The following is a 16,185-nucleotide window of genomic DNA, read 5'->3' as shown; positions in this document are numbered from 1 at the left end:
GTATTGGCCCGAAGGAATTTTCGAGATCTGCATATTTGGAGACGATGCGCCGGCCGAGGACCCAGGGCAGTGGCCGACAGACGACGGGGCGCCACAGTGGCGGATGCCGCTCTCGGGTTCCGCACATCCCCCTCATGGTGCAAGGATCACCGGGAACAACGACCACCTGTCAGCAAGGAGGCGCCGGTGGCCCAGTCGACCCCGCCGGATCGAATCGAAGACCGCTCCGCGGACGTCAGCTATATCCGCACCGACGCCGATCTACCGCCGGTCGCGATCGTGGACCGCTCCCCGATCACCTTCCGGCACAAGATCGTCTTTGGGGTGATCGCCGCCGTTGGTGCCGTCGCCTGGGCGATGATCGCCTTCGCCCGGGGTGAGACGGTCAACGCCGTTTGGCTTGTCGCCGCGGCTGGGTGCACTTACATCATCGCCTTTCGTTTTTATGCGCGGTTGGTCGAAATGAAGATCGTCCGCCCCCGCGACGATCACGCCACCCCGGCCGAATATCTCGACGACGGCATGGACTACGTGCCCACCGACCGTCGGGTGGTGTTCGGCCACCATTTCGCCGCCATCGCCGGAGCCGGTCCGCTGGTCGGTCCGGTTTTGGCCACCCAGATGGGTTATTTGCCCGGCACCATATGGATTGTGGCCGGAGCGGTATTCGCCGGCTGCGTGCACGACTACCTGGTGTTGTGGATCTCCACTCGGCGGCGCGGGCGCTCGCTCGGGCAGATGGTGCGCGACGAACTCGGCGCGACAGCCGGGGTGGCCGCGCTCATCGGGGTGCCGGTGATCATCACGATCATCATCGCGGTGCTGGCGCTGGTGGTGGTGCGGGCGCTGTCACAAAGCCCGTGGGGTGTCTTCTCGATCGCGATGACCATTCCGATCGCCCTGTTCATGGGCTGCTATCTGCGGTTCCTGCGGCCCGGGCGGGTCGCCGAGGTGTCGGTGATCGGGATCGGGTTGCTGCTGCTGGCCGTGGTCTCCGGCGGCTGGGTTGCCGAAACATCATGGGGTGCATCCTGGTTCAGCCTCTCACCGGTCACCCTGTCATGGCTGCTGATCATCTACGGCTTCACGGCGTCGGTACTGCCGGTGTGGTTGCTGCTGGCACCGCGTGACTATCTTTCTACGTTCATGAAAGTCGGCACCATCGCGCTGCTGGCCGTCAGCGTGCTGGTTGTTCGGCCCGACATCATGGCCCCGGCCGTTTCCCGATTCGCCATGACCGGTGACGGGCCGGTGTTCGCCGGCGCGTTGTTTCCGTTTCTGTTCATCACCATCGCCTGCGGCGCGCTGTCCGGATTCCACGCGCTGATCTCCTCGGGCACCACGCCGAAAATGCTGGAGAAGGAAGGCCAGATGCGCCTGATCGGCTATGGCGGGATGCTGACCGAGTCCTTCGTGGCGATCATCGCACTGCTCACCGCATCGATCCTGGACCAGCACTTGTATTTCGTGCTCAATGCCCCCGCCGCCAAGACCGGCGGCACGGCGGCCAGCGCCGCGGACTACGTCAACGGACTCGGGTTATCGGGAAATCCGGCCAGCGCAGACCAGATCACCCAGGCCGCCGCGGGCGTGGGCGAACACTCGATCGTGTCGCGCACCGGCGGTGCACCAACGCTGGCATTCGGCATGTCGGAGATCATGAACCGCGCCCTTGCCGGCATCGGCCTCAAAGCATTTTGGTACCACTTCGCGATCATGTTCGAGGCGCTGTTCATCCTGACTACCGTCGACGCCGGCACCCGGGCCGCACGCTTCATGGTGTCCGATGCGCTGAGCAACCTCGGCGGGCCGCTGCGCAAGATGCAGAATCCGAGCTGGCGCCCGGGCGCATGGTTGGCCACCATACTGGTGGTTGCGGGATGGGGCGGCACCTTGCTATTGGGCGTCACCGACCCATTGGGCGGGATCAACACGCTGTTCCCGCTGTTCGGTATCGCCAACCAGCTACTGGCCGCGATCTCACTCACGGTCATCACCGTCATCGTGATCAAGAAGGGTCACCTGAAGTGGGCCTGGATACCGGGCGTCCCACTGCTGTGGGACCTCATCGTCACTTTGACGGCGTCATGGCAAAAGATCTTCTCCGGTGACCCCGCCGTCGGCTACTGGACCCAGCACTTTCGGTACCAGGAGGCCAAGGACGCCGGCAAGACGGCGTTCGGTTCGGCCGCCAATGTCGACCAGCTCGACGACGTCATCCGCAACACGTTGGTGCAGGGGATCCTGTCCATCGTCTTCGCCGGCATTGTCATCATCATTGTGATCGCTGGAATAGCAATGTGTTACAAGGCACTTCGCGGAAGCGCTCGCCCGCTGACCGAAGACGAGCCAATGCCGTCGAAGCTGTTCGCCCCCGCCGGCCTGGTTCCCACCGCCGTCGAACGTGAGGTAGCGCAACAGTGGTCGGCGCTGGCCGACACGCAAGGTGGACGACCATCATGACCGCCCGCTGATCAATCCGGGATCGGCGCGCCGGAAATCAGGTAGTGCCCAACTGCGTTGTAGCGCCCTAGAATTGTGCGCAATGAGAGTCGGTATCGACTTCGGCACCACCCACACCGTGGCTGCGGTCGTCGACAGCGGCAACTATCCCGTCGTGTCCTTCGACGGATTGGACGCATGGCCTTCGGCCATCGCCGCCAACGCGGCCGGTGAGCTGCGCTTCGGTTTGGACGCAACCGCCGTGCGCCGCGATCCCGGCTGGTCGGTGCTGCGTTCGTTCAAACGTCTACTCAACGACGCCGGACCGCACACCGAAGTCAGCCTGGCCGGCCGCAGCTACCGGCTGACCGAGCTGCTAGCCCGCTTTCTCGAACAGCTCAAAGACGATCTGCAACACAGCGCCTAGTTGAGCCAGTCGATCGCAACCGACCCGCAGTGCGTGGTGAACTTCATCAGCATCGTTGAATGCGCCACCGACCCGTCCAGCGGAATACGGCAAACCGCCGCCAGATGGTCGAGTCGGTCACCTCCCGGCGCAGCGACTCATAGTCCAGCGGAAAGCGAGATCTCAAAACAGTAACCGCAGGTACGTTTCCATTGGCCTGGACGGCCGGCCCAAACAACACCTCATCATCTAGCAGCGCAACGACACGAGCTAACTCCTCTGGCAACTTGCGCAATTCTTCAGGAAGGCTCAACTCCCACAACAAGCACTCATTACCCAGTACGAAACACGATGGCCTCAACCCTTTCCGCACCGAGGAAACTGAGGCTATCAATCCAGGTCAAAACGGACCTAACCCGGATCGAGCCGGTGACTTTTCGGCTAGAAGCAGCTAGCTCACAGTCCACCCACGACTTGCTTAACCAGTCGTTTTCTGGCACCAGCGTGGCGAAACTCCCCGAACCCAGCAAACAAGACTTCAGACACCTGGGGCGCCCCAGCGTGGTATTGGTTGCGCGCCGAAGTACGACCAGTCGGCGGCACCGGATTTTGGGACGTTCGCCGATCCCAGTTGACACAGGTACCCCCAGGGGGTTTAATTTGGCCCAGTAACAAAGACGCCTCTCACTGCACCAATGGAAGCTGAATACACCAACAGTCTTCACGCGAACACTGTTTCTTCACTGCCATGGGCGCGATCCGGCCGCCAGGGCGTGGTACCCATCGGCCCGATTGTGATGCGCTGCCGACATATTGGCACCCAGATGGGCGGCTCTTTCGTTGCAATCTCGTTGTCGCCCAGAGTGGCGGCAACGAGGTATTCGCCAGATAAGGCGCGCGATGCGGCGCTCTTAATCGCAACAGAATCAATCATCGCCTTCCGATATCACATCGCGGCGATACGCAATCTATGATGAAGGCGAACGATGACTCGACGTGCCGTAGTTACCGGCGGGGCAGGATTTCTGGGTTCCCACCTAGTTGACGCCCTGGTATTGGATTCCTGGAATGTCGTAGTGGTTGACGATCTATCGACGGGTTCGTCACAAAATCTTACGAAACATATCGGTCGTCCGTATTTCGAGATGATGGTGACCGATGTCTGCTCCGAGTGGACAGTGGACGGCCGAGTGGATCTCATCCTGAACTTCGCGTGCGCGGCGTCGCCAAAACAGTATACGAAGTGGCCTATCAAGACGCTGCACACTGGATCCGTCGGGACCCAGAACGTAATTGAATTGGCACTCGAGAAGGGCGCCAGGTTAGTGCATGCCTCCACGAGCGAGGTGTACGGCGACCCGCTCATACATCCGCAGCCCGAGAGCTATTGGGGCAACGTGAATCCGATCGGCCCCCGCAGCACCTACGACGAGTCGAAGCGGTACGCGGAGGCGTTGATCGCAGCTCACGTCCGAGCCCACGGGTTGGACGCCGGCATCGTGCGAATCTTCAACACCTACGGCCCCAGGCTAAGCCCTGGCGACGGACGGGTGGTGTCGAACTTTGTACGGCAGGCGCTGACGGAGGCCTCATTGACCATTTTCGGTGACGGCACGCAGACCCGGTCGTTCTGTTATATAGATGACATGGTCAGAGGGATAATCAATTTCGCACAACTTTATGAACAAGTGGGTCCGGTCAATCTCGGAAATCAGGAAGAGATCAGCATCGCCGAACTCGCTGCTGTGGTCTGCGATATCACCGGAATTGGCCACTCCGTTGTCTACCGGCCGTTGCCGGTAGACGATCCGATACAACGCTGCCCGGATCTCTCCCGGGCCCGCGACCTGCTGAACTGGAATCCGGAAATTGGTCTTCGGGATGGCCTGAAACATACCGTTGACTGGTTCCAATCGTCATTGCAGATTGCAAAGTAGTTCGGCAATGTTCGGAAACCTTTTCGGACTCGCCTCGGCGGGGACCAGGCACCGAGCGCGCCGGGACGAGACAACGTGGTCTCCACGGGCCGGCCGCTTCACCGATTCGGGCTAGGTGACTCTCATGGCGAGCATCAGTAACAAGGTGGTAGTTGTCGGTGCAGGTTATGTGGGACTCACCACGGCTGCCTGTCTGGCATCGGTGGGCCATACGGTCGAATGTGTCGACATCGACGATCTGAAGGTCGCCGAACTGGCGAGCGGGTTGGTACGGATTGTCGAGCAGGGCCTACCGCGACTGGTCAACCAAGGCGTCTCATCGGGTGCCCTTCGATTTCGTAGCGACTTGGCAGCGGCTGTTGCTGGCAGCCGCTACGTCATCCTGTGCCTGCCTACGCCGACCGGACGGGACGGCGCCGCGGACCTCACCGCAGTATGGGCTGTGGTGAATGAACTGGGCTCGTTACTGCCCGGCGGTTGCATCGTGGTGACTAAGTCAACGGTGCCGGTCGGCACCACGCGGCGCATCGCGGCATTGATCGGTCGACCGGACATCTCGGTGGTAAGCAATCCGGAATTTCTGCGCGAAGGTACAGCGATTGCGGACTTCTTCTCCCCGTCCAGGATCGTGATTGGTGCTGACGATGTGCGAGCAGCGGAGCGGGTTCTCGCCCTCTACGATGGCATCGACAGTGACGTTGTATGCACCGATCCACCTACCGCAGAGCTAGCCAAGTACGCGGCAAATGGATTTCTGGCCGTAAAGTTGTCGTACGCGAATGCGATGGCCCAACTTGCTGAGAGCCTGGGCGCCGACGGCATAGCGGTTCTCGATGCAGTCGGGCGCGACCCGCGGATCGGCAGCGGGTACCTGAGTCCCGGCCCTGGCTGGGGCGGTTCGTGCCTGCCCAAGGACACCGCGGCCCTGCATCACATGGCACGCTCAGTTGCTATGCCGTTTCCCCTGCTGGATGCGGCCACTGAAACCAACGACCGGCAGCCCAGGCTGGTGGTGGATAAGGTACGCGCGGCGGCCGGCGGCAGCCTGCACGGGTCTTCGATTGGAGTTCTTGGGCTGACCTTCAAGGCGGGTACTGATGACATGCGGTGTTCGCCCGCCTTGGCGGTAGTGGAGGGTTTGGTCGCTGAGGGGGCCGTGGTGCGCGCCTACGATCCAGCCGTGGAAATGGCGGAGCCCGGCTGGCGAAACATCATGGCCCTGTCCACATCGCCCTACGGCGCCTGCGTTGGGGTGGCGGTCCTAGTGGTACTCACCGAGTGGCCGGAGTTCCAGAAATTGGACTGGATGCGGGTGGCCTCCGGTGTGACACGACACACCGTCATCGACAGCCGCAACTTGCTAGATCCCGACGTCCTAGGTGAGGCCGGTCTACGCTGCGTCGGCGTTGGGCGGTCGTCCACGTGACGATGTCGCGGTCTGCGCCACCTCTAGCGCCACAGCGGGTTTTGTTTTGCGGTGCTGGGCGCTGGGGCAAGAAACTGATCCGAGCCTTCCTGGACCATGGCGCTGTCCCTGCGGGCTTCGTGGTTCGTACAAATTCGACGATGCAGTTTCTAGCAGCCGAATATCCGAATGTTCCGATCGGCTCCAACGCCGAGCAGCTGATCGGCGAGACCCCCGCAGATGTGCTCGTTGTCGCAACGCCGACTCCCACTCACAGTCGGCTAGCGCTGATGGGTCTTCATCAGGGTCGAGACGTCTTTGTCGAAAAGCCTCTATGCACAGATTCCGTCGATGCGCGCGCACTGGCGGACGCGGCACGTGCTACCAATGCAGCGTTGTTCACCGGGTTCGTTTATCTACACCACCCCGCTTTCGCCGCATTGCGGAGCGCGCTAGCGATCGAGAACATCGCTCACCTGGATTTCCACTGGAACAGACCCGCGCTAGGCGGGCGACCCGAATGGGAATTGCTGCCGCACGAGCTCGCTATAGCCTCGGTTCTGCTTGGCGAACTGCCGCCAGAGGTGTCGATCCACGTCGGAGATGGGCTGTGCCGGTGCCGGTGGACCTCCACTTCCGGAGTACCCATCGACATCAGGCTCGACGGCCGCACAGGAATCGTCAAGCGCAAGGAACTCGTTGTGCGAACCACTACCGGTCAGGTCTGGAAGTGGACCGACCATGAACTGGTCCACCACGACCAGATGTCATCCGAGAGGGCTTTGCAGCGCGCAACGTTCGGAGCCGCAGAACCGCTGCGCCGAGAGGTGGACTGGTTCTTCGCTCACCGCCGCGAGTCAGATGCAATGCGGCACGAAATCGACCGGTCAGTCGCGATTACCACGCTAATTTCCGAGGCCCTCGCCGCCGCAGCGCCCGTTCGAAGCAGACTCCATTGACCGCGAAACAACATGTCTGCGTTGTCGGTGCGGGAATTTTCGGCGTTTCGACGGCGCTGTCGCTGGCCCGCGACGGTTGGCGAGTTGATCTGGTGGAACGTAGCTCCGACATTCTGACTGGCGCATCCGGCTGCAACATCTTCCGGCTTCATCGCGGGTATCACTATCCCCGCAGTCTGGCGACGGCAGTCGAATCCCGGGACAGCGAGCGATCTTTTCGGGCCGAGTACAACCAGGCGATAATCGACGGCACCCATCACATGTATGCGGTCGCGGCGAAAGGCAGCTTGGTTACCGGCGCGGAATTCATGGCTCATTGCGCCGCCGCGAACCTGCCGGTAGAACCGACGAGCCATCCCGCGGTCAAACAATCGGCGGTGCAATTGTTGGTCTCGGCGAAGGAGTCACGGATCGATCCGAATCGTTTGGCTCTAACCGCTCGCTCGAAGCTTCTCTCCGCCGGAGTCAATGTGCGCACGCACACACCGGCGGATCCAAAAATACAGGACCGTTACGACTTTGTGGTCCTGGCCGCTAACCATGGCAACAACAGTCTGCTGGCCGAGTTCGGCATTCCGGTCCAGCGCCGGCAGTTCGAGGTTTGCGAGGTGGCGGTGCTGGAAGGTGTCGAGAGCGGCGACATCGACATTGTGGTCATCGACGGTCCGTTCGTCTCGCTCTCGCCCTACGGCCGCAATACCGGGCAGTTCCTCCTCTATGACGTGGAGCACAGCGTCCGGCACCGCACTGTCGCTACCGTCTTCGAGCCCCCGTCGGACACTTCTGCGCCGTTGGCCACCGGTGCACCGGTGCCAATGCCGGACAGTGCAGTCACCGCGATGTTGGATAGCGCATCGCGATTTGTCAGGGGGCTGCGGCACGCACGCCACGTGGGTTCGCTGCTAAGCGTGCGTACTGTCCTGCCCGACGTAGACGGCACCGATGAGCGGCCAACCCTGATCAAATGGCACACGGACACGACGTTGTCCATCTTCTCCGGGAAGATCGTTACCGCGGTGGCGGCCGGCCAGGCAGTCGCCGAGTCGCTACGCTCCCGCAACTAACCGGGTTTGTTGAAGGGCACGAGAAGGTTTCATTCGGAAACGGGACTCGACCCAAAGCGCCGATAGCGTTGCGCACACCCTGACGGCCTCGGGGATTGTCGACTTGCCACGCGTAATGACCGGTAACGTCATGAACCCCGGAACCACCAGCCAGCAGGGTAGTCCGCCACTGGCGCTCGCAGGGCATCAATGCGGCCTCCGCGATGCGACTCAGCTATGGTTGCCGCCGCCCGCGCCCGGGCGCCGTTTGGAGGCATGGAGAAGCCCCACGCAGTTTCTAGCTCGTGGCGCGCTCAACCTGCTGGCTGCGGAACAACGCGGCCGCAGACACCAGCCCCACCAAAATTATTGTGCACCAGGCTATCCTGTCGGCATTCAGTCGGTGTGTGGTGTCCATCAGCCATCCGATTCCCAAGTTACCGACAAGAACTCCACCGCCAATTACGGTGCTGTATACGCCTTGGTAGGTCCCGGCCAGTCGCTCACCTGACAACAGGCTGACGGTACGCATCTCGAAGGGAAATATCACGGCCGACGCGGAGGCAAGCAACACCGCCGAAACCAACAGCGCGGTCGCGGCGGTCGCGGTGCCGAAGATCACGCCGCTTGGAACGACTGCGAGCGGTACCAGCGACACTGCGATAACCGTCGTGCCAACAACCAGGCATCGCCCAGGTACCAGCTGCGACTTCAACCAACCGGTCATGCGTAGCTGGACGCTAATCGCGGTCAAGCCCGAAATTGCGAACATTGCTGCCACCAACAACGATTGGTGTTGAGGCATCAAATGCGCCGCCTGGATCGGAAGTGCTAGGTAGATCTGGGACGATAGGATGTAGCGACCAGTCATCGCCACGGCAAATCGCAGAAACGGCCGGTTCCCAAACACCGCAGCCCAGTCCTCTACGATCGAGGTCTTGTTAACGCTAGCGGTACTAGAATTGGCCGAACTCGGGGGTAGCGAAACCAATTGCGCAACCGCCAGTGATCCGAAAACACCTACGGCGCCCAGGACCGCCATCCTGAAATCCAGTGCCAGCAATACTGAGCCCACCAGAGGCCCGAGCAAGATACCCGCCTGATAAAAGACGTTGAATAATGCGAAAGCCTCTACCTTGCGGTCGCCGGAATCAGTAGCGAGATAGGCGCGCACAGCGGGAGTGAACAGCGCGACGGCGAGACCCGTTGCGGCCGCCGCAACAAGTAAGGCCGGCAGCGACCTCCCGACCAACAACAACGCAAAGGCGGCGGTCTGGGTCAAACAACCTGCCACGATCGGCAGCTTGTACCCAAACCTATCGGCAAGCGAGCCCCCCACAAAGAACATGCCCTGCTGGGCGAAGTTGCGTACACCTATTACCAGGCCTACCGCCCACGCAGCCAGGCCGAGGGTCCCGCCCAGGTAGTTTGCCAGATAAGGCATCAACATGAAGAAGCCCAAATTTATCCCGAGCTGGTTGATCATCAACAGCCGACTCGGATAATTGAAGCTTCCAAACTCAGCGATCAGCCGCATGGACAACCCACTTTGCCCGAGCTGATCAGAACGGCACCGACCGTCCGCGAATCGTGCATCGCATCATGGGAAACGACGAAGCCCTCTGCTTTACTTGGGCGTTCAGTCCCTAGCGCGCCACGCTCGGTGTCGTCATCATTGTCGCGAACTGCGGCCGCCGGATCGACCCCGCAGACGTTGAACTTCCAGATACAGGCGCGGCAAGCTGACCGAATGACATGACCCAACGCGACAAGTGATAGCCACAGTCGCTTCAGCAGATATAAGACCACAATCTTCCTCATCGTCACGCTCTGCCAGAGGCAGTCAAATAGCCCAAGCAATCCAGCACTGCTCCGAGCTAGGACCGCCATCTCAAGCGGGGCAAGGGACCTCCACCGCAACTTGACTCATTGCCGAGGGGATTCTCACTCAATCGCTTCTGATTAATTTTGTGGCCAGGAAACGATATTACTGCATTATCGCAACAACCTTCGACATCACGCAAATGCGGCCACTGCCGCAAACGAAGGGCTGCAACATGCTTTTCGGCCCCCAATTGCCATCGACGATGCTCCGCCACATAGCTTCCACTTTGTCAAGATAGTTGACACGGCGCCGCACCGGTGAACCCGAGTCAACACAAATATTGGCCGAACGAGCCCGCCGGCAATTACCCAAACAGAACTACAGCACTCCCCCGGCGGGAAGTTTTCGAGCCGGAGAACCGTGATTGACACCACAATTCTGGTCGAAATACTGCCTCTACAAAAGAGGCCCGCCATTCAACCACTAGATGCATGATCCCGATCGCATTGCACAAACGGCACGGGAAACGTGCCGAAGGCGGACACACTTCTTCCGCCGACGACACCCAAAGCGGGTCGGAGCAAACCTCGTGACGGTCACCATGGGCCGATGAAGACGGTAATCGTATGACCGTCACTTGCCCCCCGTAAGACACGGCGCGACCAGGGCCTCAAACCGTCTGCCCCCGCGGGGGACACCCCGAGATCTGTAGTGTACATTTGTACATGTACATTTGTACACGAGGAGGGTTCATGGCTTACCTACTGTTGCTGGGCGCGATCGCCATGGAGGTGATGGCGACCAGCTTCCTGAGGAGCACCGAGGGCTTCACCCGACTGTGGCCCACGGTGATCTGCTTGACGGTCTATGGCTTCTCCTTCGCAATGCTGGCGATGTCGATCGCGCGCGGCATGCAAACCGACGTCGCATACGCGCTGTGGTCGGCCATCGGCACCGGCGCCATCGTGCTCATCGCCGTGCTCTTCCTCGGCTCACACTTGTCGCTGACCAAGGTCGTCGGAGTGGGGCTGATCATCGGCGGTGTGCTCACGCTGAACCTGACCGGCGCCCATTGACCCGGGAAGTCGAGCGTCGCCCTCGAGACCCCGCGGGTCGCAGGCAGACCATCATCGAGGCGGCCGGGAGGCTGATCGCCCGCCACGGCCTGGGCGACCTCACCCATCGCCGGGTTGCCACCGAAGCCGACGTACCGGTCGGGTCGACCACCTACTACTTCAGCGATCTCGGCGAACTAAGGGAAGCTGCCCTCGCTCACGTGGCGACCAGCGCAACCGACTGGCTCGAGCATTGGGAGCGCGACCTCGATGAGAGCACCGATGTTCCGGCGACCCTGGCCCGGCTCACCGCCGACTACCTGACCGACCCTGAGCGGCACCGCACCCTCAACGAGCTCTACGTTGCGGCAAGTCATCAGCCCGAATTGCGATCGCTGGCCCAGTCGTGGTCAGACGGCCTAGTCGCGCTGCTGGAGCCGCGTATCGGGCCCCGCGCCGCTCGCGTCGTCAGCATATTTCTCGACGGGGCCACCCTGCACGCCATGATCAGCGACACCCCCCTGGACGCTCCGGCGCTCACCGACGCGATCGCCAGACTGGTCGGCAACGACACCGGGACAGGCGGGCGTCAATAGGCGCCCGCCTGGCGCCGGGCCGCAAATCCAGCTCGAGCTGGTGGTACGCATCACCGTCATGCCGGGTTCGTTGTGAGTTTCGCGCAGGGGGTTGCGGCTTTGGCCGCATGGGGAACCCTGGAGGGATGAGCACACCAACGGAAGTGGAGGAACTAATCGACGCCCTCGCCTACGACGTTTACGACATCTACTACGGAATCGAGCACGACGGCCCGCAGTACAACAAGGAGCAGGGAGTGGTCGCGGCGCGATATCTGGCCCGCCGGCTGCTCCGGCGTGGCTGGCGCAAAACCGCCACCCGCGCCTTGCCACGTTGCCCGCACGGAACGGTGACCTGCTTCGACCCGTCGCCGCACACCCGTTGCGAAATATAGGGCAGCAACTACCGAGAGCCGCAGTTTCCCAAGAATCCACCAAGCCTGACGGCGCAGTCTGACCTCACTACGAGGACCCATTGGAAGGTGACTGCCGTGTCGAACTCCACAGCACGGGCGCAGGCCGCGCTGGATTCTTTTCCCGGCCCGGTCACCATGCAGCAACCCAGGTGGGTGACCCGACTCGGACTCGCGGTGGGCGTGGCGCTTACCTTTACCTTCCTTTGGTTCGTCTTCGTCGGAGTCGGTGACTCCGACCCCCACTTTCCCCGCGCGGCACAGGCATTCTTCGGGACGTTGGTGTTCGGAACCTCGGGCGTGTTGGCCCTCGCACTCTCCATCAGCGACCTGCGCAACCCGCCCGAACTGGTCCTGGACAAGCGGGGATTCGGGATCATCAAGGCCCACGATGCCCAGAACTTCCGCTGGAGCGCCGTCGAGAACTTCCGGATCAAGTCGGTTCGCGTCCATGGCCATGTGATACCGCGGGTCTGTTTCGACGAAGTCGAGACCGACCGCACCGGCGGCCAACGCCGCGACATGGTGTCCTTCCCGAACACCTACGGGCTGTCCAGGGAGTCGTTCTGCTCGATGATGCAGGCCTGGCGTACCGCGGTACTGAACACCAATCGTCCCCAGTCCGGATAGGTTCACCGCAGCGTCTTCGGCTACAAATTAGGGTCATGGAGCAGACCAGTCCCAGCCCCTTCATCGTCTCGAATCACCGCGATCACCTCAGCGCGCTCCCTTTTGGCGACACGCAGGATTTCACCGCCGCCGATCGCGGTTTCATCGCCAAGTTGTCACCGTGCGTGGTGACCGCCGCCGACGGCCGGGTGGTCTGGGATAACGATTCCTACTCCTTCCTCGACGAGGATGCCCCGCCGTCGGTGCATCCCAGCCTGTGGCGTCAGTCGCAGCTCTGCGCCAAGCAGGGCCTTTACCAGGTGGTCGAGGGCATCTACCAGGTGCGCGGACTGGACCTGTCCAACATCAGCTTCATCGAAGGCGACGCCGGTGTCATCGTCATCGACCCGCTGGTCTGCACCGAGACGGCGGCGGCCGCGCTGGCCCTGTACCGCGAGCACCGCGGTGACCGAGCGGTGAGCGCCGTCATTTATACCCACAGCCACGTGGACCACTTCGGGGGCGTGTTCGGGGTGACCACCCAGGCCGACGTCGATGCCGGCAAGGTCGCGGTGCTGGCGCCCGAAGGATTCGTCGAACACGCGGTGCAAGAGAACGTCTATGCCGGCACCGCGATGGCCCGCCGGGCGGCGTACATGTACGGAGCGGTCCTGCCGCGTGGTCCGCAAGGTCAGGTGGGATGCGGCCTGGGGCAGACCCCTTCCCTCGGTGAAGTCGGGTTGATCGTGCCGACGATCGACATCACCAGCACCGGCGAGATCCACACCATCGACGGTGTCGACATCGAATTCCAGATGGCTCCCGGCACCGAGGCGCCGGCAGAGATGCACTTCTACTTCCCCAAGTTCCGGGCGCTGTGCATGGCCGAGAACGCCACCCACAACCTGCACAACCTTTTGACCCTGCGCGGCGCGCTGGTGCGCGATCCGCACGCGTGGTCGGGCTACCTAACCGAGGCCATCGACACCTTCGCCGATCGCACCGACGTCGTATTCGCCTCACACCACTGGCCGACCTGGGGCCGCGAGGGCATCGTGGAATTCCTCTCGCTGCAACGGGATCTATACGCCTACCTGCACGATCAGACGCTGCGCCTGCTCAACCAGGGATACACCGGTATCGAGATCGCGGAAAACTTCCGGATGCCCCCGGCGCTGGAGAAGGCCTGGCACACCCATGGCTACTACGGATCGGTCAACCACAACGTCAAGGCCGTCTACCAGCGTTACATGGGCTGGTTCGACGGCAATCCCGCCCGGCTCTGGCAGCACCCGCCCGAAGCGATCGGGCCGCGATACGTCGAGGCCATCGGCGGCATCGACCGCACCCTCGAACTGGCTCAGAAGGCCTACGACACCGGCGACTACCGTTGGGCTGCAACACTTCTCGATCACATTGTGTTCACCGACGAGCAGCACGCCGGCGCGCGCAAGCTGTACGCGGACACCCTGACGCAGTTGGCCTACGGGGCGGAGTGCGCCACCTGGCGAAACTTCTTCCTGTCCGGAGCCACCGAGTTGGCGGCGGGCAACATGGGAACGCCCACCCAGGCCGCCTCGTCGGCCTCGTTGCTCGGCCAACTCACGCCCGAGCAGATGTTCGACGTCCTGGCGATCAGCGTGAACGGCCCGAAGGCGTGGGATCTCTCGTTGGCACTTGATGTTTCGTTCGACGACCTGGCAGTCAATTACCGGCTCACGCTGCGCAACGGGGTATTGGTGTACCGCAAGGCCAGCACCGATGCGTCAACCGCGAATGCCACGATCAAACTCGCGGGCAAGCTGAGGTTGGTCACCCTGGCAGCCGGGGATCAGACCTCCCCCGGCGTCGAGATCAGTGGCGACCCGCAAGCCCTGCAATCCCTTGTCGGTGTGCTCGACAGGCCCAACCCCGACTTCAACATCGTGACGCCGTAGTACCTATCCACGCACCCTAGCTGTCGGTTCCCCGGACTCCCCGATACAGACGCCCGACCAGGCGGCCGAGGATCCGGGTTCGCCGCGCCGAGTACGGGTACATGTGGACGTCGCGACGCGCGTGGAAGCGCGAAATGAGCAGCGCCTGCTGGCGACAGTACTTGCGGATGCCACCCGGGCCGTGGCGATAGCCAACCCCGGAGCCCGGCTTGGCTCCGCCCATCGGTAGCTCCAGCGCGGTGTAGTTCAACAGCGCGTCGTTGACCGTGACCGCACCCGAATTGACGCGTCGCGCCACGGCCTCGGCGTGCGCCAGATCGCGGGAGAACACCGCGGCGCACAGTCCATACTCCGAGTCGTTGGCCAGCCGAATCGCCTCTTCGGCGTCGGCGACCTTCATGATCGGCAACGTCGGCCCGAAGGTCTCCTCGCGCATGCAGGCCATGTCGTGGTTGACGTCGACCAGCACCGTCGGTTCATACCAGTACCCCTTCGTCCGGCCGCGATGACCGCCGGTGAGCACCTTCGCGCCACGTTCAACCGCTTCCTCGACGTGGCGCTGCACCGTTTCGACTTGCGGTGGGAAGGTCAGTGACCCGACGTCGACGCTGCCGGGGCCGCCGGGTACGCCCTGGCGGATCGCACGCACCTTTTCGGTGACCTTCGCGACGAACTCGTCGTAGACCGGCGCCTCCACATAGCAGCGCTCGATCGAGATGCACGTTTGACCGCAGTTGAACATCGAATAGTAGGCGGCGTGGTTGGCTGCCCGCTCGATGTCGGCATCGGCGAGCACGATCATCGGGTCCTTGCCACCGAGCTCGAGCGATGCCGGTATCAGGCGCTCGGCGGCGCGAACCGCGACCTTGCGCCCGGTGGCGGTGGAACCGGTGAACATGATCATGTCGACCTCGTCGATGACGGCCGCACCGGTTCCGCCCCGGCCGGTTGCCACCGCGAACACGCCGCCAGGCAAACCGGATTCGGCCAGTCCCTGCGCCAGCAGCAGCGAAGTCAGCGGCGTGACCTCCGAAGGTTTGAGAATCACGCTGTTTCCGGCCGCGAGTGCGGGAATGCAGTCACCGAAGGAGTTGGTCAGCGGGTAGTTCCACGGGCCGATGACGCCGATGAGCCCCATTGGCCGGTAGCGCAGCACCAGCCGCTTGCCCTTGACGAATACCGACGATGAGTGGATCCGCTCGTCGGCGAGGTAGCGCGGGGCTTTGTCTGCCCAGAACCCGAATGCCGCTGCGCCGTATATGAGTTCGGCGATCTGCGCGTCCTCGTAGGTCTTGCCGGTTTCGGAGCAGATCGTCGCGATCACCTGATCTGCGTTGTCGACGAGCCAGCGCTGCATCCGCTTCAGCACGACGGCTCTGCCCTCGTAGCCCAGCGCCTCCCAGCCCGGTTGGGCGGCCCGGCCCCGCCGGGCCAGCTCGGCGATCTGCGCCGCGCTCATGTCGGGAACATGCCCGATGACCTCACCGGTCGCGGGGTTCTCAACCGGGATCTGGGGCTGGCCATCATCCTTCTGCGTTGTTGGTTCGGTTGCGATGCTTGACATTTCAATCTCCTCAGG

At 62.4% G+C, this 16,185-nt stretch carries 14 protein-coding genes and 2 pseudogenes; 11 read left to right on the top strand and 5 right to left on the bottom strand.

Annotated features, from left to right (window positions below; genetic code table 11):
• Nucleotides 1–186 precede the first annotated feature (186 nt).
• The gene (locus CCUG20998_RS07640; protein WP_020728101.1) at nt 187–2,463 is read left to right on the top strand and encodes a carbon starvation CstA family protein; all 2,277 of its coding nucleotides are present in this window, start codon (nt 187–189) and stop codon (nt 2,461–2,463) included.
• A gap of 82 nt (nt 2,464–2,545) precedes the next feature.
• Nucleotides 2,546–2,857, top strand: a pseudogene (locus CCUG20998_RS07635) (Hsp70 family protein); the annotation flags it as partial.
• 11 nt (nt 2,858–2,868) lie between these two features.
• Here the strand turns inward: CCUG20998_RS07635 and CCUG20998_RS28355 are convergent.
• Together CCUG20998_RS28355 and CCUG20998_RS27485 are read right to left on the bottom strand one after the other, a co-directional pair.
• Nucleotides 2,869–3,188, bottom strand: a pseudogene (locus tag CCUG20998_RS28355) (transposase); the annotation flags it as partial.
• Between the two features lie 381 nt (nt 3,189–3,569).
• Entirely contained in the window at nt 3,570–3,782 is a 213-nt protein-coding gene (locus CCUG20998_RS27485) for a hypothetical protein (protein ID WP_142399710.1), read from the bottom strand.
• A gap of 52 nt (nt 3,783–3,834) precedes the next feature.
• On the opposite strand from CCUG20998_RS27485, the gene CCUG20998_RS07630 reads away from it, so the two are divergent.
• The 4 genes from CCUG20998_RS07630 (at nt 3,835) to CCUG20998_RS07615 (ending at nt 8,213) form a co-directional block, all read left to right on the top strand.
• On the top strand, nt 3,835–4,785 hold the full coding sequence (locus CCUG20998_RS07630; RefSeq protein ID WP_020728099.1) for an NAD-dependent epimerase/dehydratase family protein: 951 nt from the start codon (nt 3,835–3,837) through the stop codon (nt 4,783–4,785).
• Nucleotides 4,786–4,909: 124 nt separating this feature from the next.
• Nucleotides 4,910–6,211 carry a UDP-glucose dehydrogenase family protein gene (locus CCUG20998_RS07625; protein ID WP_020728098.1) on the top strand — a complete coding sequence of 434 codons (1,302 nt, stop codon included), beginning with the start codon at nt 4,910–4,912 and terminating at the stop codon, nt 6,209–6,211.
• Nucleotides 6,212–6,213: 2 nt separating this feature from the next.
• Nucleotides 6,214–7,149 carry a Gfo/Idh/MocA family protein gene (locus CCUG20998_RS07620; protein ID WP_081650981.1) on the top strand — a complete coding sequence of 312 codons (936 nt, stop codon included), beginning with the start codon at nt 6,214–6,216 and terminating at the stop codon, nt 7,147–7,149.
• A complete protein-coding gene (locus CCUG20998_RS07615) occupies nt 7,146–8,213 on the top strand; it encodes an NAD(P)/FAD-dependent oxidoreductase (protein ID WP_020724573.1) in 1,068 nt (355 codons plus the stop codon). Before CCUG20998_RS07620 ends, CCUG20998_RS07615 begins: the two co-directional genes overlap by 4 nt.
• A 277-nt stretch (nt 8,214–8,490) precedes the next feature.
• On the opposite strand, the gene CCUG20998_RS07610 is transcribed toward CCUG20998_RS07615, so the two are convergent.
• Nucleotides 8,491–9,729: an MFS transporter gene (locus tag CCUG20998_RS07610; protein ID WP_020728096.1), complete on the bottom strand. Its 1,239-nt coding sequence runs from the start codon at nt 9,727–9,729 to the stop codon at nt 8,491–8,493.
• Nucleotides 9,720–10,013 (bottom strand): hypothetical protein, encoded by a 294-nt coding sequence (locus CCUG20998_RS07605; protein ID WP_036449677.1) that lies wholly within the window; start codon nt 10,011–10,013, stop codon nt 9,720–9,722. The genes CCUG20998_RS07610 and CCUG20998_RS07605 overlap by 10 nt, the downstream gene beginning before the upstream one ends.
• Nucleotides 10,014–10,769: 756 nt before the next feature.
• Between CCUG20998_RS07605 and CCUG20998_RS07600 the strand changes: the two genes are divergently transcribed.
• From CCUG20998_RS07600 to CCUG20998_RS07580, 5 genes are all read left to right on the top strand, one after another.
• Nucleotides 10,770–11,093 carry a DMT family transporter gene (locus CCUG20998_RS07600; protein WP_020724571.1) on the top strand — a complete coding sequence of 108 codons (324 nt, stop codon included), beginning with the start codon at nt 10,770–10,772 and terminating at the stop codon, nt 11,091–11,093.
• Nucleotides 11,090–11,668: a TetR/AcrR family transcriptional regulator gene (locus CCUG20998_RS07595; protein WP_036455298.1), complete on the top strand. Its 579-nt coding sequence runs from the start codon at nt 11,090–11,092 to the stop codon at nt 11,666–11,668. Before CCUG20998_RS07600 ends, CCUG20998_RS07595 begins: the two co-directional genes overlap by 4 nt.
• A 125-nt stretch (nt 11,669–11,793) precedes the next feature.
• Entirely contained in the window at nt 11,794–12,042 is a 249-nt protein-coding gene (locus CCUG20998_RS07590; protein ID WP_012393444.1) for a hypothetical protein, read from the top strand.
• Nucleotides 12,043–12,138: 96 nt separating this feature from the next.
• Complete coding sequence (locus CCUG20998_RS07585; protein WP_020728094.1) at nt 12,139–12,690, top strand: hypothetical protein; 552 nt, start codon at nt 12,139–12,141, stop codon at nt 12,688–12,690.
• Nucleotides 12,691–12,725: 35 nt separating this feature from the next.
• Nucleotides 12,726–14,606: an alkyl/aryl-sulfatase gene (locus CCUG20998_RS07580; protein WP_020728093.1), complete on the top strand. Its 1,881-nt coding sequence runs from the start codon at nt 12,726–12,728 to the stop codon at nt 14,604–14,606.
• A gap of 16 nt (nt 14,607–14,622) precedes the next feature.
• Here the strand turns inward: CCUG20998_RS07580 and CCUG20998_RS07575 are convergent, their stop codons facing one another.
• Nucleotides 14,623–16,170, bottom strand: coding sequence for an aldehyde dehydrogenase family protein (locus CCUG20998_RS07575; protein ID WP_020728092.1), 1,548 nt, complete (start codon nt 16,168–16,170; stop codon nt 14,623–14,625).
• Between the last annotated feature and the right edge of the window lie 15 nt (nt 16,171–16,185).

Origin of the sequence: Mycobacterium marinum (assembly GCF_003391395.1) — a bacterium.
GTDB lineage: Bacteria > Actinomycetota > Actinomycetes > Mycobacteriales > Mycobacteriaceae > Mycobacterium > Mycobacterium marinum.
This window is presented reverse-complemented; position numbering and strand designations above follow the sequence as displayed.